The sequence below is a fragment of the Rhodoferax sp. genome (assembly GCF_039922535.1).
Taxonomy (GTDB): Bacteria; Pseudomonadota; Gammaproteobacteria; order Burkholderiales; family Burkholderiaceae_C; genus Rhodoferax_B.
The window spans coordinates 23,711-38,674 of sequence record NZ_JBDTEM010000440.1 but is presented as its reverse complement, the minus strand read 5'-3'; the positions used below and the strand labels follow the sequence as shown (position 1 = coordinate 38,674).

Here is a 14,964-nt window from a genome sequence, read left to right as displayed (position 1 = left end):
CCAGCTGGTGCGCCAGTTTCCCAACATCACGGCGGTGGACCTGAGCAGCACCCTGGGCCAGTTGCAGCGCGTGCTGGACCAGGTGATACGCGCGGTGGAATTCTTGTTTGGCTTCACCCTGGCCGCCGGGTTGGTGGTGTTGTTTGCTGCCATCACCGCCACCCGGGAGGAGCGCGCCCGCGAATTTGCCATCATGCGGGCCCTGGGCGCGCCCGGCAGCCTGTTGCGCCAGGTGCAGCGCGCCGAACTGGCGGGCGTGGGCTTGCTGGCGGGCTTTTTGGCCAGCATCGTGGCCGTGGCGGTGGGCTGGGCCTTGACCCGCTATGTGTTCGAATTTGAGTGGCACGGCTCGCTGTGGGTGCCGCTGTTTGGTGCCATCGCCGGTGCGCTGCTGGCCCTGGCCGCAGGCTGGTGGGGGCTGCGCGATGTGCTGCGCCGCCCGGTGGTGGAAACGTTGCGCCGGGCTACGGCGTAGTTGTTATATTTTTAATAGCATCCAGCGCAGGTTCTGCTTGCGCTGGATGCCATTTTGACTGGTAAAAATGGCAAGCCCGCTGCAGATTTACCGCGCCGCCGCTCCCCGGAAAAACATGTCGATTGCGCGCTCCACCATGGCGCGTATCTGTGGCATCGGCAAGGCTTCTGGATCGCGTTGGTACAGCCGGGGTTGCACCTCGGCCGCCACCAGGCCCAAAAAATGCCCGGCCATGATTTCTGGGTTTAAGCTGCGGAGTTCACCGCGCTCCATGGCTTTTTTCAGCACGCTACCCAGGGCGACGATGCAGTCGCGCGGCCCCGCCTTGTAGAAAAGCGCGCCCACCTCCGAGCGGCCCGCCTCGGCCACCACCATGCGGTAGACCGCCAGCGCACGCGCCGAGTCGGTCATCACGCACAGCATGGTCTCGCCAAATTGCAACAGCTGGGATGCGAGTGGCACCGCCCCATCGGCGCTGGCCTGCAAATCTGCGACCGCCTTCGACAAATGCGAGGTAGATGAGTCTCGGACGACGGCATCGAACAACAGCTCTTTGGACGGGAAATACCGGTACAGCGTGGCTTTGGAGCCCCGTAGCCGGGTGGCCAGTTCGTTCATCGACGCACCCTCGTAGCCAAATTCCTGGAACAGCGTGCTTGCTGCCTCCACGATGGCCTCGCGTCGCACCTCGGTCAGCACTTTCATGTGTTTGTTTCCTTTTCGAAACCCAAGTGTACTTTTTTGTGGACGTTTAAAAATCTTGGGATATAGTGGTACCGTACGGTTTCGTTTAGTTTTGAAAAAATGTAGCCACGCGCTGGCAGACCGCTGTTTTCCAGACCGCAAACCGTATTCGGATCGCGTGCCTCTATGGATGGATTAACCAAGGAAGATGATGAAAATGTTGAAAAAAATACCGCTGCTGCTGGCCGTGGGTGCACTTTTGCTGGTGACGGCTTGCTCCAGCACGCGGCCCGTACCGTATGCGGGTATTGCGTCGTCCCAGCAGTTGCGCCTTAACAAAGATGCGAAGTCTGACCGGGTGCCCTACCAATATGCTTCGCCGGTGAGGTGGGGCGATTACTCCAATTTCATCCTGGACGGGGTCGCCATCTACAACGGCAACGACAGCCAGTTTGAAGATGTCTCGGCAGAAGAAAAAGAGCTCCTGGCGCAGTACATGGAAGTGCGCTTTCAGAAAGCGCTAGAGTCCAAATGGAGGGTGATCAATGCGCCCGCGTCCAAAACCATCCGCGTGAAGGTGACGCTGACCGGCGCCAAATCGAACACCCGGTTTTTGACGACCTTTTTGCGGTTCGATATTGGGGGCGGGCCCTACAACGCGGTGCAGGCGGCACGGGACGAAGAAGGCCTGCTCACCGGATCCGTGAGCTATGCGGTGGAAATCTACGACGTGTCTAGCAATCGGCTCTTGACGGCCTATGTGGCAAAGCAATTTCCCAATGCCTGGAACATCCAGGCCACCCTGGGGCGCCTGGATGCTTCAAAGGTCGGCATTGACAAGGCGGCGGACGACCTGGTGGCGCGACTAAACTGAGCCCACAATTTCAGCGTGCAACGCCAAGCCAGTCGCCCAGCCAGTCGCCAATCAATTTGCTGCTGGAACCTGGGCTTCGCCGCTGTTGCAACGACATTTTTCAAGCCATCCATCCATAGAAACAAGGGTTCCCCATGAAATTCTCCCTAGCCGTTCGCCGCACCTGCGTGGTCTTGGCCCTCAGCGCTACGTTCGGCGTCACGTTCAGTGCCTATGCCGACAGCTTTGCGTCGTCGGCATCCAGTGCCGGTTCGGCGTCTAGCGGCAGTGTCTCGGACTCTCTGCACGGCTCCAGCAAAAGCTCGACCGGCAACGACAAGGTCGCCGATGGCGACTACCACATCATCGACATCGCCGATGCCCCTGAACGCGCCGATTTCGTCCGCGTCGCCCTGCAGGGCGATGGGCAGCAGCGCATCGAACTCGACCTGCCCCGTGCGGTGTTGGCCAAGCAGCGCCTGGACCGTGGCGACACGGTGCACACCCAGCGCCGTGTGTACGGCTACGAATTTTCGCGCGGCGACACGCGCGAAGCCTTCTACCTGGTGATCGCTGACGACTGGTACGGTGAACTTGCCGCGCGGCCTTTGAGCTTGTGAACATCCGCGCAGCCTGGGGGTTTGGGTTGGCGGCCATCGTCGCGGCGGGTGCCGCACAGGCCGGATCGGGTGCCAGCGGTGTACCGGCATCTTCACGTTTTTGCGACCGCCAGCAGCCCCTGACGGCGCACCAACAAGACCGCTTGCTGGGTTTTTCGGCGGTGGTACGCAAGGTGCTGGGTGCCAGCGAAGGCGATGCGGTGTTGATCAGCCGCTCGGGCCTGGACCTTTCGCGCTTTCATATCCGTTACTCGCATGCGGCCGTGGCGTGGCGCAGCAGCACCGGCGACTGGTCGGCCCGCCAGCTGTACTACGCCTGTGACGAACGCCGCCCACGGATCTACGACCAGGGCTTGGCAGGCTTTGCGATGGGTATTGACGACCCGTCGCTGGGCTACATCTCCATCGTGCGCCTGCCCGCCGAGGCCGCCCAGGCCTTGCAGCGCGCGTCACAAGACAGCTCGCTGGCGCTGCATTTGCTGGCCAAGGATTACAGCGCCAATGCCTATGCCTACAGCCTGCGCTACCAAAACTGCAACCAATGGCTGGTGGAGCTGCTGGCCGCAGCCCTGGGCAACTTGGCCGACGGCGACGATCTGCGCAGCCGCGCGCAGCAATGGTTGCGCCAGGCACCCTACGCGCCGCAGCCTGTAAACGTGGATTCCCATGCGCTGATGTTCGCCGCGAATTTTGTGCCCTTGCTGCATCTGGACGACCACCCCCAGGACGATGCCTTTGCGATGCGGCTGAAGATCAGCCTGCCATCGACCATTGAGGCCTTCGTGCAGGCGCAGTTGCCCGGAAGTGAGCGCATAGAACTCTGCCACGACGGCCAGCAAGTGGTGGTACACCGCGGATGGACACCGATTGCCGACGGCTGCCGTGCCGGCCCAGGAGATGAGGTGGTGTCGCTGGACTAGTAGGGGCTGCTGACGAAAACTGGCATATGCTGCTGTGCTCTAGTTTTTGTAGCTTCTGGCGCAGGTGCTGTATGCGCTAGAGGCCTATTTTTTATAAATTCCTCAGCCTAGTTCCCAAGAAATTCCCCCACCGGTTTGAGGTCGTCCACGCGGTCGCACACCGCCTTGACTGCCACCATGATGGGCACGCCCAGCAGCAGGCCCCACAAACCCCAAAGCCAGCCCCAGGCCAGCATGCCGACAAACACCGCCACGGGGTTCATTTGGTTGGCGCGGCTGGTGAGCCAGGGGGTGAGTAAAAAGCCGATGATGGCGTGGATCACCATAGAGCCGCCGCTCACCAGCAGCACCATGTCCAGGGTGCCGAATTGCAAAAAGGCCACCATGGCCGACCCCGCCGCAACCACCACGCTGCCCAGGTAGGGCACCAGGTTCAGCACGCCTGCGGCCACGCCCCACACTGCCGCGTGGTCCAGGCCCATCGCCAAGAAGTACAGCCAGGTCACCGCACCCACCAAGGCGCTGGTAAACAGCTGCAGCAGCATGTAGCGCTGGATCTGGTCGTTGATCTGGTTCAGCGCCTGCAAGGTGATCTTTTTGCGGCTGAGCGTGGGGCCGGTCAGTTTCACCAGCTTGCGCCGGAAGCTGTCGCCCGATGCCATCAGGAAAAAGGTGATCAGGGTCACGGTGCCCAACTGCCCCAGCATGCCCACGATGCCCAGGCTGCCGTTCCACAGGTAGTCGCGGATGTCAAAGCGCGGCTTGACGATCTGCACCCGCTGCACGCCCGGGCCGGTGGGCACGGCGCGACCGGCCTCCTCGGCCGCCTGCTCCAGGTGCGATGCCGCTTGCTGCACGGTAGTCAGGGTGTTGCGTTTCGCGCCGGGCAGGGCACGCAGGGCGCTGCGCAGCTTTTGCGTGGCGGCGGGAAGCTGCTCGACCAGCTTGCTGGCGTCATCGCTGAGCGAATACCCCAGCGCGCCCACGCCGCCGAGGATGCCCATCAGCAGCACCGCCGCAGTCACGGCGCGCGGCACCCTGCGTGTGTGGAACCAGTCCACCACCGGCGACAAGGCGTAGCTGGACAAAATGCCCACCAGCACCGGGATAAACACCGCCCCGGCCCAGTGCAAGGTGTAGAGGCTGGCCAGCAGGGCCAACAGCCCCAGAGAAAAGCTGCGCACATTCACCGGCATGTGCAGCACCACGCGGCGCTCCCGGTCTGGCACCCCGGAGGGGGCGGTTTCTGAGCCGCTGGGGTCTGGGGGCAGGGTGGTGGGTTGCGTCATTGCCGATTCCTTGGGGTGCGTAGGTCGTGTGGCCAGGTCGCCACGGGGTGCGGGGCATGGTAAGGCAGACGCCGCGATGGAATGGCAGGGTATTGCGTCCCCATACCCGCGTGGCCTGCGTTGCCGACCGGCCCGCAAAACATTGATGCGCTATTTATTTGGTAGCCGCCGCCGCAGGTGCTGTCTGCGCTGGAGGCTGATTTTTTATAAATTACAGCGGCGCGGCAAATGGCCAGGCTTGGGCCATGCAGGCATCCACCCGCTCCAGCGCATGGCGGCAACGCTCGGCAGGGGAGCCGCTGAGTTCCACCCAGGGCACGGCCTGTGCGCCCAGCAGGCTGCGAAAGCGCCCGGTCATCCAGCTGCGCAGGTGGGCACCGTCGCGCAGGCCGTCGTCTTCAAATGCCACGCCCGCGTCGCTGGTCAGCAGGTAGAGGCTGCGCGGCGGCATGGCCTGGGCGATGGTGGCGACATCGGCGCTGGGGCCGCCCTGGTAGCGTTCGTGCCACAGGCGGGTGGCGAAGGCGTCGGTATCGCACACCAGCACCGGGCTGCCGTGCCGCGCGGCGTGGTCTTCCCGGCGGCATTGCTCGGCCGCCACGGCGCGAAAGTCGCTGGATTGCCAGGCGATATCGGCCACGCCCGCCGCCGGCTTGTGGGCCCGCGCCAGGGCCAGCAGGTTGTGGCTGTACTCGCGCCCGTATTCGGCCACCCAGGCGGTGCGCGCCCACACGCCGCCGCGCTGGCGCAGGGCGGCGGCCAGGTCTTGCGACAAGGTGGTGGTGCCGGTAGATTCCGCGCCCAGCACCACCACGCGCACGGCCAGCCCGGCCTGTACCGCCGGCGGCAGCATGTGCCACTGCGCCACCGGGTCGGCGCGCACGGCGGTGCCGGAGACCGGGAAGAGGGCGCGGCTCTGGTCCAGGCACACATGGGCGCATCCGAACTGGCGTGCCAGCTCCTGGCCGTAATGCTCGGAGGTAAACACGGCATCGACGGCGGGGGCGGGACCAAATGTGCGTTGGGCCTCTTGCACCGCCTCGCGCATCACGGCTACGTGGGCGGCCCAGATGGCAGGGCTGGTGTAGTCGATGGGCACATCGTCCAGCGCGCCAACGATGCGCACCTGCGGCGCATCGGCAAAGGTTTCGCGCAGCCAGGCCACGCGCTGGGCGATGGAGATCGACTCCACGCTGGAACCCAGCACCCCCACCGTCACCTGCTGGCAATGCGCCGCCGCCGTGCGAATGAGGTAGATGTGGCCGAGGTGCGGCGGGTAGAACTTGCCGATCACCAGCCCGTGCCGGTAGTCCACCCGGCTCATGCGGTGGCCCCCACCATTTGGCTGGGGGCCGGCGTCCGCCAGTTCCACCAGCCGCGCAGGCAGATCAGCAAAAACACCAGCGACAGGCCCGAGATCAGCGGCAGGCCACGGCTCCAGTACAGAGGGATGGACACGACATCCACGGCAATCCACCAGGCCCAGCTGGAGGTTTGCCGCCGGTTCAGCTGCCACTGGGCGCACAGGCTCAGGGCGGTGAGCAGCGCGTCGATGGGCGGGGCCGCGCCTTTGAGCCATAGCAAAATCTGCCACAGCAGCAGCGTGGTGACCGCCGCCACGGCCAGCAGCAAAACTTGTTCGCGCAGGCTGGTGCCGACAAAGGCCGCCTTGTCCTGCGCTTTTTGGGGCTGCAGCCACTGCACCCAGCCCTGGGCCGACAGCACGATGAACACGATTTGCAAGGCCGCGTCGGCAAACAGCCGCTGCTGCAAAAACACCAGGCCCAGCACCGTGCTGCTAAGGATGCCCACGGGGAAGTTCCAGATATGCGCCCGTGCCGTCAACCACACGCACAACACGCCCGTGGCAAAGCCCAGCAGGTCGCCCAACGACATGGGCATGTTGGCGACGGTCAACAGGGGTTGGGTGAGGGGGGCGAGCAGGTCCATAGGTAGTGTGGGTGCCGGTAAATAAGTAAGTTGTACTGTACAACAAACAAAGTCGTATAGTGCAACTAAATATTTTGAGCGCTAGGCACCATGTCCCCACATCCACCCCATCCCCCTGATTTCCCCCGGCCCCTGGTGACTGTGGACGTAGTGATTTTCACGGTGCTTGGCGATGCCTTGCAGGTGCTGCTGGTGCGCCGCCCAAGTTCGGCGGATGTGGCGGACGAGCCGTTTGCCCACCACTGGGCGCTACCCGGTGGGTTTGTGGATGTACACCACGATGCCACGCTGCTGGACTGCGCGTTGCGCAAACTGCGTGAAAAAACCGGTGTTGCCACGCCCTACCTGGAGCAGTTGGGCAGTTGGGGCAGCGCCACCCGCGACCCGCGGGGCTGGTCGGCCACGCATTGTTTTTACGCGCTGATACCCGCCGCGGCGGTGCAGCTGGAAACGGGTGGAAATGCCGGTGCGGCGCAGTGGCTTGGTGTGGATGCGGCACTGGACACCCCCCTGGCCTTTGACCACCACCTGCTGCTGGCCACCGCCCTGGCGCGGCTGCGCAGCAAGGTGGAATACACCTCTTTGCCCGCGTTTTTGCTGGACGAGCCTTTTACCCTGCCCGCACTGCAGCGCACTTTTGAGGTGGTGCTGGCGCGGTCTATCGACAAAAGCGCGTTTCGCAAACGCATGCTGGACGGCCAGTTTATGGAGGAGGCGGGTGTCTTGCCCGGCGCGCAGGGGCGGCCTGCCGTGGGCTACCGGCTGCGCGACCGCAGCCAGGCCACGCTGTTTCCCAGGCCTTTTTCGGCCAACGGAGCCGACCCGGCCACGGGCTAGGGCGCATGAAGCGGCACAAGGCAGTTTTCAGCCCGCGTGCCACTGGGCCAGGTGGGACAACACAATCACCAGGCCGGTGCTGTTGATCAATAGGCCTGCTGTCGTTTTGAATGTACGCATGGGGTCTTCCTTTCGGTGGGCTGGAGAGAAGACCCGATGCTATTAAAAGCTGCTTCATATGTACAGGCAATCGAATAAATACAAGCAATAGTTTTTATTAAACAATCTGGCCAACCGTACACTGCAAGCCTGTAAGTTCATTTCGCTTGAATGCTCTGTTTTTAATAGCTTCTCGTGCAGGTACTACCTGCACCAGAGCCGTATTTTTTATAAATTTTGACACCCCTTTATGCAGATCGAAGAGAAAGCCCCGGCCGCCACCCCGTTTGAATGGATCGGCGGCGAAGCGCCGGTGCGGGCGCTGGTGGACCGGTTTTACGACCTGATGGACCTGGAGCCGGGCTATGACGCGCTGCGCGCCGCCCATGGTCCCGAGCTGGAGAACGCCCGCCAGCGCCTATTCTGGTTCCTGTGCGGTTGGCTGGGCGGGCCGCAGTACTACACCGAGCAGTTTGGCCACCCGCGCCTGCGCGCCCGGCACATGGGGTTCAAGATCGGCATCTTGGAGCGCGACCAGTGGCTGGCCTGCATGGACCAGGCGATGGGCGAAACGGGCGTGGATGCCACCCTGCGCGCCCGGTTGCGCGACAGCTTTTTCCAAACCGCCGACTGGATGCGCAACCAGGGCGTGTGACGGTGCTTACGCCACAGCCCCTACCGCCCGCCGTTGCCGAAGAGCACCTGTTCCAGGACTGGCTGCACGATCTCGCGCCCCGCACCTGGGTGAGCTATGGCTTGATTGCGCTCAATGCAGCTGTGTGGGCGTGGATGGTGGCGCGGGGAGTGGACCCGTTCCATCCACCGGCCGAGTTGCTGCTGGACTGGGGTGGCAATGCCGCGTCCGAGGTGCAGCGTGGCCAGGTGTGGCGGCTGTTAACCGCCACGTTTGTGCACAGCGGCATCGTGCATTTGGTGATGAACATGCTGGGTTTGTGGGCGATTGGCCAAACCGCCGAGCGCATCTACGGGCACCGGGTGTTTTTGGGTATTTATCTGGGGTCGGCATTGGCCGCCAGTGCCCTCAGTCTGCATTTTTCGGCCCAAAAGACCGTGTCTGTGGGGGCTTCGGGCGCGGTGTTTGGGCTGGCCGGGGTGGTACTGGTGGCGGTGCTGCGGCACCGCGACACCATGCCCCGGCTGTTCGGCAAGCAGATGCTGCGGGGGATTGGGTTTTTTGTGGTGTATTCGCTGGCGCAGGGCTTCTTGCAGACCGGGGTGGACAACGCTGCCCACGTGGGCGGGCTGCTGGCCGGGGCGCTGATAGGCTGCATCCTGCCGGTGCGGCCCGAGCTGATGAAGGCACAGCCCCAGGTGCGGGGGCGGGCGGTGTGGGCCGTGGCGGCGGTGGGCGCGCTGGTGGTGGGGCTGACCGCCCTGGCCCCTCCGGCGGCGGTGGATTTTCAGCACAAGTATGCGGTTGCGGCTTTTGAGCAGGCCATGCGCAGCTTCAACATGGCCATGCTGCGGCTGGGCCAAGAATCGCAACTGCTGCGGGCGGGCAAACTCAGCCCGCAGCAAGAGGACGAACGCAGCCGCAGCGTGCATGCCCCGGCGTTTCGCCAGGTGCAGGCCGAACTGGCTGTTGTGCGGCTGCCGCCCGGCGACCCGCGCAATGGGTTGTTGCAAGAGGTTAGGCTGCAGGCGGGGTGGATGGCCGAGCTGCAGGGCATGGCATCGGTGACCCCGCCGGGCAGCAGCCAACCGCAGGCTGCCGATCCGGCCCGCATGGCGGCGCTGCAGGCAGCCATACAGGCATCGACCCAGCGCCTGGCCTTGCTGGCGGCACAGGGTCGGCGCCAGCGCTGATCGGCTGCCACACAATACGGCAGGCCGGTGGTGTACGCTGGACATGTGTGTTGATGTATCCAGAAAGTCTTTATGTCCCTTCGCGTCTATTCTTGTGGTGTGCTGCTGGCCTTGTCGTTGCTGGCGGGTTGCGGCGCACTACCGCCTGGTAAGGCCGGTCCGGGCATCGCCACCGAGGTGACCTTGCCCCTGGTCACGGCCTGGTTCGAAAACACGCTGGTGCAGTACATCAGCACCGATAGCTCGGATGCCGCCATGGCCCAGGCCAAGGACATGAACTTTGTGCCGCTGCTGGCGAATGCCCTCGGCAAGGGCCCGGGCGCTGCGCCTACAGCGTCGGTGCTGGCGCGGATTTATGTGTTCCCCGACGGCAGCCAGCGCAATGTGCTGCCCTCCATGCCCAAACCCACGGGTTACGCCAATGCCGACACCGCCTATTCCCCGCTGTGGCAGCTGTACGCCGTGGCCTGGCAGCCAGGCCGGGCGCGGCGTGATCTGCGCTCGGAAGATGCCTTGCTGGATGCCGCCGACCGCGGCGATGTCACCATCACCGCCACCCGCATCGTGGCCAATTGTCCGGTGGTGTATTCGACCCAAGGGGGGCTGCTGTCGGGTGCGCGCCTGGGTTATGCCCCGATGGCCAAATAAGCAACCCCGAGACTTGGCACCCATTGCTGTGACCCCGCGCACTGGCCCGGCCCGCATGGCGGTGTGGACGCAGTCTCTGCAGCAGCGCTTGCAGTTGTGGCTGCAGGCGATCCGCGAAGCCTATGTGGCGCTGTTACCGCTCACCGTGTTCGGGGTGATGGCCAACACCGTGGCGCTGATCCCCTATTCCCCCTATGTGCAGTGGATGACCACGCACTGGGGCCCGGGCTGGCAGGCCTCGACCCTGCGGATTTTTGATGCCACCTTGGGCCTGATGGGGTTGATGGCTGCGATGGTGATTGCAGCGCGCACCACCGCCCTGAGCCAGGCCCATGACCGGCGGGTCGAGCGCTCCACCATTGCCGTGGCAGCGGTGGCGGCCAGCGCATTTTTGCTGGTGGTGTTGCGGCAACCGTTTGACTTCCAGGTGCTGGGCTATGCCAGCGCGCTCCAGAGCATCCTGGTCGGTGTGGCGGTCGCCGAGTTGATGCGCCTGCTGGGCCGCTGGCTGCCCAAGCACACCCGGATGGGCGGGGTCGATGGCGGTATTTCGCTGCAAAACGCCCTGCACATGACCGGCACCGCTGCATTGACGCTGCTGGCGCTATGGCTGGCCCACGGCCTGTGGCAGGCCTTGTTCGACGGGGTGTTGGGACCGTTGCTGGGTCGGCTGTGGCAAGGGTTTTTGCGGCAACAGCCCGGTGGGGATGTGCTTAATTTCGGCATGGTGCTGCTCAACCAGTTGCTGTGGATGGTGGGCATCAACGGCGGGCAGTATTTGTACGCGGTGTCCAGTGCGTCCGGCCTGGTGGCATCGGCGGATGTGCTGTATTCGAGCCACCTGATTTCGCCGGCGTTTTTGAACGCGTTTGTGCACACCGGCGGGGCAGGGGCCACCTGGGGTCTCATCATCTACTGCATCACCCAGGGCAAAGACCCTTCTTTGCGGCGCTTGGCCTGGTATTCGGTGCTGCCTGCCATGCTGAACATGAACGAGCTGCTGTTGTTCGGTATTCCGCTGGTGCTCAGCCGGACCTTGTTGCTGCCATTCATTGCCGCGCCCTTGCTCAGTTGCCTGATCGCCACCTGCGCGCACACCCTGTTGGGCATGCCGTTGGATGGCCTGCGGGTGATCTGGTCCGTGCCGGTGTTTATCTCGGGTTATGTGATGACCGGGGGCTGGAGCGGCGTGGCCGTGCAGGCCCTGTGTTTGCTCAGCAGCACCTTGGTGTACGCCCCGTTTGTGCGCCAGCTGGAGACGCGGCGCATACAGCGTAACCGGGGCTATTTCAAGTCGGCGCTGGAGGTGCTGATGTCGACCGAGTTCGAGGCCCATGCCGACACCCTGGACCGCGCGGACTCGGTGGGCGAAGTCGCCCGCTGCCTGGTGCGTGATTTCCAGGCCGACCTCGGCTCGTCCCGCGTCACGCTGGCCTACCAGCCCCAGCATGACGCCCAGGGCCGGGTGGTGGGCGTGGAGGCGCTGCTGCGCTGGACCCACGCCACCCACGGCCCGATTCCCACCGCCGCCCTCATCAACGTGGCCGAAGAATGCGAGCTGATCCACCACATCGGTACCTGGGTGGTACAGCGCGCGTGCGAAGACCTGGCTGCGTGGCAAAAAGCAGGCTACAGCGGCTTCACGGTGTCGGTCAACATGTCGCCTGTGCAGTTGCACTCCACCACCTGGGTGCAGACCGTGCGCGATGCCCTGCGTACCCACGGTATCCACAGCAAAGACCTGGACATTGAAATCACCGAAGGCCGCACCCTTACCAACACCGCCCAGGCCGATAAAACCCTGGCCGAGCTGCAGGCCATGGGCTTGTCTTTGTCGATGGACGACTTCGGCATGGGCTGCACCTCGCTGCTGTACATGCACCGCTTCAAGGTCTATGCCATCAAGCTCGACGGTGTGCTGACCCGCAACGTGTTGCACAACCCGGTGGACCAGGACATCATCCGCTGCGTCTGCCGTCTGGGCCATTCCCAGGGCGTGCACGTGGTGGCCGAATTTGTGGAAACCACCGCCCAACGCGACCTGTTGCAAGCCCTGGGTTGCGACTTCTTCCAGGGCTGGCTGTACAGCCCGGCCATGCCCGCCGACCAGATACCGGCCTACCTGGACGCGTGGCACACGGCCACCCCGACAGCGCCCAACTGACGCTGCGCTGGTGTACGCTGGCGGGCAAAGACGGCATCCATCACCACCAAGAGACCATGACACACATTGCTTTGACCCCGCTCACCGCCCCCATCCGCGTCGCCGTCATTGGCTACGGCCTGGCGGGCCGCGTTTTCCATGCACCCCTGATCGCCGGGGTGCCGGGCCTGGAACTGGCCTGCATCTGCTCCAGCAAACCCGATGCCGTGCACGCCGACTGGCCAGAGGTACGGGTGGTGCCCACCCCCGAAGCCGCGTTTGCCGACCCGGCCATCGACCTGGTCGTCATCGCCACCAGCAACACTAGCCACCATGCCCTGGCCCGTGCCGCGCTGCTGGCGGGCAAGCACGTGGTGGTAGACAAACCCTGCACCGTGACCCTGGCCGAGACCGAAGATTTGCTGGCCGTGGCTGCGCAGCAGAATCGCCTGCTCACCGTCTATCAAAACCGGCGGTTTGACGGTGACTTTTTCCTGCTGCAGCAGGTGCTGGCCAGCGGGCAGCTGGGGCGCATCACCCACTTTGAATCGCACTTTGACCGCTTCCGCCATGTAGTGCCTGGCAAGTGGCGCGAGCAAGACATTCCCGGCTCCGACCTGTGGATGGACCTGGGCGCGCACCTGGTCGACCAGGCCGTACAGCTTTTCGGCGTGCCCGATGACCTGTTCCTGGACCTGGCCCGCCAGCGCGAAAACACCCAAACCAACGACTACTTCCACGCCCAACTACGCTACCCCACCCGCCACCCCGGCCTGCGCGTGGTGCTGCACGCCAGCTCCTGCGTCACCGCCAGCGGGCCGCGCTTTGTGCTGCACGGCACGGGCGGATCTTTCACCAAATTTGGCCTGGACACGCAAGAAGACACCCTTAAAGCCGGAGCCCGCCCGCAACTTAGCGCGTTGGGCGACTGGGGTGCCGACCCGCTGCCCGGCCAGTTGGTGCGCCAGATCGACGGCCAACCGGTCACCACCGCCACCCCCGACACGGCGGGCAATTACCTGCAGTACTACGCCGGGGTACGCGACTACCTGCTGGGCCAGTCCGATGCCGCTCCCGTGCCACCACAGCAGGTGCGACAAGTGATGGCCTTGCTGGAGCGGGGCACGCAGAGTGCGGCGCAAGGGAACTGGGTGGCGACCGGGGATGTAGGCTAAAACTTAAGTGTGCTCTGCTTTTAATAGCTGCCCGCGCAGGTGGAGTCTTCGCCAGAGGCCTATTTTCTATAAATCTCTAGCCTGGCTGTAAAAGTACCACCAGCGCGCCCGCGCCGCCTTCCATGGGCCGGGCCTGCACAAAGGCCAGCACCTCGTTCTTTTGCACCAGCCAGTTGCGCACTTTGCCCTTGAGCACCGGGGTTTTGCCGGGTGAACTCAAACCCTTGCCGTGCACCACGCGCACGCAGCGGATGCCGTGCTTGTGCGCATCGCGGATGAAGCCGCTGAGGGCATCGCGGGCTGCATCGCTGCGTAGGCCGTGCAGGTCCAGCTGGCGCTGTATGGCCCATTCGCCCTTGCGCAGGCGCTGCAGCACGTCTATGCCGATGCCGGGGCGGCGGTAGCTGAGCGAATCGTCGGTTTCCAGCAGGCTGCTGGCATCAAAGCCGTCGCTGATGGCTTCGACCAACACCGCCTGCTCGTCCAGTTGCAGTTGTGTGGCCACGGGTTCGGGCGGCTTCTTTTTCAGCAGCGCCTGGCGCTTGTCGGGCAAGCGGTGCACGGCGCCAGCGGCGGCCACAAACAGGTTCTGCTGGGCTGCCAGGCGGCGCTTTTTCTCCAGCTCAGCCGCCTGGTGGGCGGCTTGGAGGGCCGCCGCATCGGCGATGGTTTTCTGGATCTTTTTCAGGTCTTGCAGGGAGGTGATCTTCATACCAGCCCCTTCTCGGCCATCGACAGCGCTTCGCCCGGTGCCACGATGATGTGGTCCAGCACCCGCACGTCCACCAGGGCCAGCGCGGCTTTCAGGGTGTGCGTCAGCACCTCGTCGGCACGCGAGGGCTGCACCGAGCCGCTGGGGTGGTTGTGCGCCAGCACCACGCTGGCGGCCTGGTGGTGCAGGGCGCGCAGCACCACTTCGCGCGGGTAGACGCTGGTCTGCGTCAGCGTGCCGCGGAACAGCTCTTCCAGCGCCAAGAGGCGGTTTTGCACGTCCAGAAACAGCACGGCAAATACTTCGTGCCCTTTGGCCGCCAAATGTAGCTGCAGATAGTGTTTAAGCTCCGCCGGGTCGCTAAAGGCAGGCCGATCTTGCAGCCGCTGGGCCATGGCGCGGCGGGCCAGCTCCAGCACCGCGATGATTTCGGCCCGCTTGGCCGGGCCCAGGCCCTTGACGCGCTTCAGGTCGTCGGCGGTGGCGTTCAGCAGTCCGGCAATGCCGCCAAAGCCATCGGTATCCGGGCGGGTGATCTGCAGCAGCTCATGCGCCATTTGCAGCACGCCCTTGCCCGCGATGCCGGTGCGCAGCAGGATCGCCAGCAGCTCCACATCGCTTAAAGCGGCAGGCCCGCGCGCCAAAAGCTTTTCGCGCGGACGGGCATCGGGGGGTAAATCTTTGAGAGGCATGGGGGCACTTTTACAATAGAGCCCAGTTTACCGAGACTCC

The 14,964-nt window shown here is 64.2% G+C and carries 16 protein-coding genes; 10 read left to right on the top strand and 6 right to left on the bottom strand.

Features of this window, described 5'->3' with window-relative positions:
• Positions 1-475, top strand: a 475-nt coding sequence (locus ABI213_RS21065) for an FtsX-like permease family protein (RefSeq protein ID WP_348028528.1), incomplete at its 5' end; no start/stop codon positions are given.
• Between the two features lie 87 nt (positions 476-562).
• On the opposite strand, the gene ABI213_RS21060 is transcribed toward ABI213_RS21065, so the two are convergent.
• On the bottom strand, positions 563-1,180 hold the full coding sequence (locus ABI213_RS21060) for a TetR/AcrR family transcriptional regulator (RefSeq protein ID WP_348028526.1): 618 nt from the start codon (positions 1,178-1,180) through the stop codon (positions 563-565).
• Positions 1,181-1,370: 190 nt separating this feature from the next.
• Here ABI213_RS21060 and ABI213_RS21055 point away from each other — a divergent pair, with 190 nt between their 5' ends.
• The 3 genes from ABI213_RS21055 (at position 1,371) to ABI213_RS21045 (ending at position 3,552) form a co-directional block, all read left to right on the top strand.
• Positions 1,371-2,033, top strand: coding sequence for a DUF3313 domain-containing protein (locus tag ABI213_RS21055; RefSeq protein WP_348028524.1), 663 nt, complete (start codon positions 1,371-1,373; stop codon positions 2,031-2,033).
• Between the two features lie 134 nt (positions 2,034-2,167).
• Complete coding sequence (locus ABI213_RS21050) at positions 2,168-2,632, top strand: hypothetical protein (protein ID WP_348008008.1); 465 nt, start codon at positions 2,168-2,170, stop codon at positions 2,630-2,632.
• Positions 2,629-3,552: a DUF2145 domain-containing protein gene (locus ABI213_RS21045; RefSeq protein ID WP_348028522.1), complete on the top strand. Its 924-nt coding sequence runs from the start codon at positions 2,629-2,631 to the stop codon at positions 3,550-3,552. The genes ABI213_RS21050 and ABI213_RS21045 overlap by 4 nt, the downstream gene beginning before the upstream one ends.
• A gap of 107 nt (positions 3,553-3,659) precedes the next feature.
• On the opposite strand, the gene ABI213_RS21040 is transcribed toward ABI213_RS21045, so the two are convergent.
• From ABI213_RS21040 to pnuC, 3 genes are all read right to left on the bottom strand, one after another.
• On the bottom strand, positions 3,660-4,841 hold the full coding sequence (locus ABI213_RS21040) for an AI-2E family transporter (protein ID WP_348028520.1): 1,182 nt from the start codon (positions 4,839-4,841) through the stop codon (positions 3,660-3,662).
• Between the two features lie 211 nt (positions 4,842-5,052).
• On the bottom strand, positions 5,053-6,165 hold the full coding sequence (locus ABI213_RS21035; RefSeq protein ID WP_348008005.1) for an AAA family ATPase: 1,113 nt from the start codon (positions 6,163-6,165) through the stop codon (positions 5,053-5,055).
• Positions 6,162-6,791 (bottom strand): nicotinamide riboside transporter PnuC, encoded by a 630-nt coding sequence (pnuC, locus tag ABI213_RS21030; protein ID WP_348008004.1) that lies wholly within the window; start codon positions 6,789-6,791, stop codon positions 6,162-6,164. Before pnuC ends, ABI213_RS21035 begins: the two co-directional genes overlap by 4 nt.
• A 90-nt stretch (positions 6,792-6,881) precedes the next feature.
• Between pnuC and ABI213_RS21025 the strand changes: the two genes are divergently transcribed.
• The 6 genes from ABI213_RS21025 (at position 6,882) to ABI213_RS21000 (ending at position 13,520) form a co-directional block, all read left to right on the top strand.
• Positions 6,882-7,628: an NUDIX domain-containing protein gene (locus ABI213_RS21025; protein ID WP_348008003.1), complete on the top strand. Its 747-nt coding sequence runs from the start codon at positions 6,882-6,884 to the stop codon at positions 7,626-7,628.
• Between the two features lie 349 nt (positions 7,629-7,977).
• Positions 7,978-8,382, top strand: coding sequence for a group II truncated hemoglobin (locus ABI213_RS21020; RefSeq protein WP_348008002.1), 405 nt, complete (start codon positions 7,978-7,980; stop codon positions 8,380-8,382).
• Between the two features lie 2 nt (positions 8,383-8,384).
• Positions 8,385-9,554 carry a rhomboid family intramembrane serine protease gene (locus tag ABI213_RS21015; RefSeq protein WP_348014795.1) on the top strand — a complete coding sequence of 390 codons (1,170 nt, stop codon included), beginning with the start codon at positions 8,385-8,387 and terminating at the stop codon, positions 9,552-9,554.
• Between the two features lie 72 nt (positions 9,555-9,626).
• On the top strand, positions 9,627-10,202 hold the full coding sequence (locus ABI213_RS21010; protein WP_348008000.1) for a hypothetical protein: 576 nt from the start codon (positions 9,627-9,629) through the stop codon (positions 10,200-10,202).
• A gap of 13 nt (positions 10,203-10,215) precedes the next feature.
• Entirely contained in the window at positions 10,216-12,366 is a 2,151-nt protein-coding gene (locus ABI213_RS21005; protein WP_348028518.1) for an EAL domain-containing protein, read from the top strand.
• Positions 12,333-13,520 (top strand): oxidoreductase, encoded by a 1,188-nt coding sequence (locus ABI213_RS21000; protein WP_348007998.1) that lies wholly within the window; start codon positions 12,333-12,335, stop codon positions 13,518-13,520. Before ABI213_RS21005 ends, ABI213_RS21000 begins: the two co-directional genes overlap by 34 nt.
• Before the next feature lie 76 nt (positions 13,521-13,596).
• Here ABI213_RS21000 and ABI213_RS20995 read toward each other — a convergent pair whose 3' ends face one another.
• Both ABI213_RS20995 and radC read right to left on the bottom strand, forming a co-directional pair.
• Positions 13,597-14,232 (bottom strand): Smr/MutS family protein, encoded by a 636-nt coding sequence (locus ABI213_RS20995; RefSeq protein ID WP_348007997.1) that lies wholly within the window; start codon positions 14,230-14,232, stop codon positions 13,597-13,599.
• Positions 14,229-14,924, bottom strand: a complete 696-nt coding sequence (gene radC / locus ABI213_RS20990; RefSeq protein ID WP_348007996.1) for a DNA repair protein RadC — start codon at positions 14,922-14,924, stop codon at positions 14,229-14,231. Before radC ends, ABI213_RS20995 begins: the two co-directional genes overlap by 4 nt.
• Positions 14,925-14,964 lie beyond the last annotated feature (40 nt).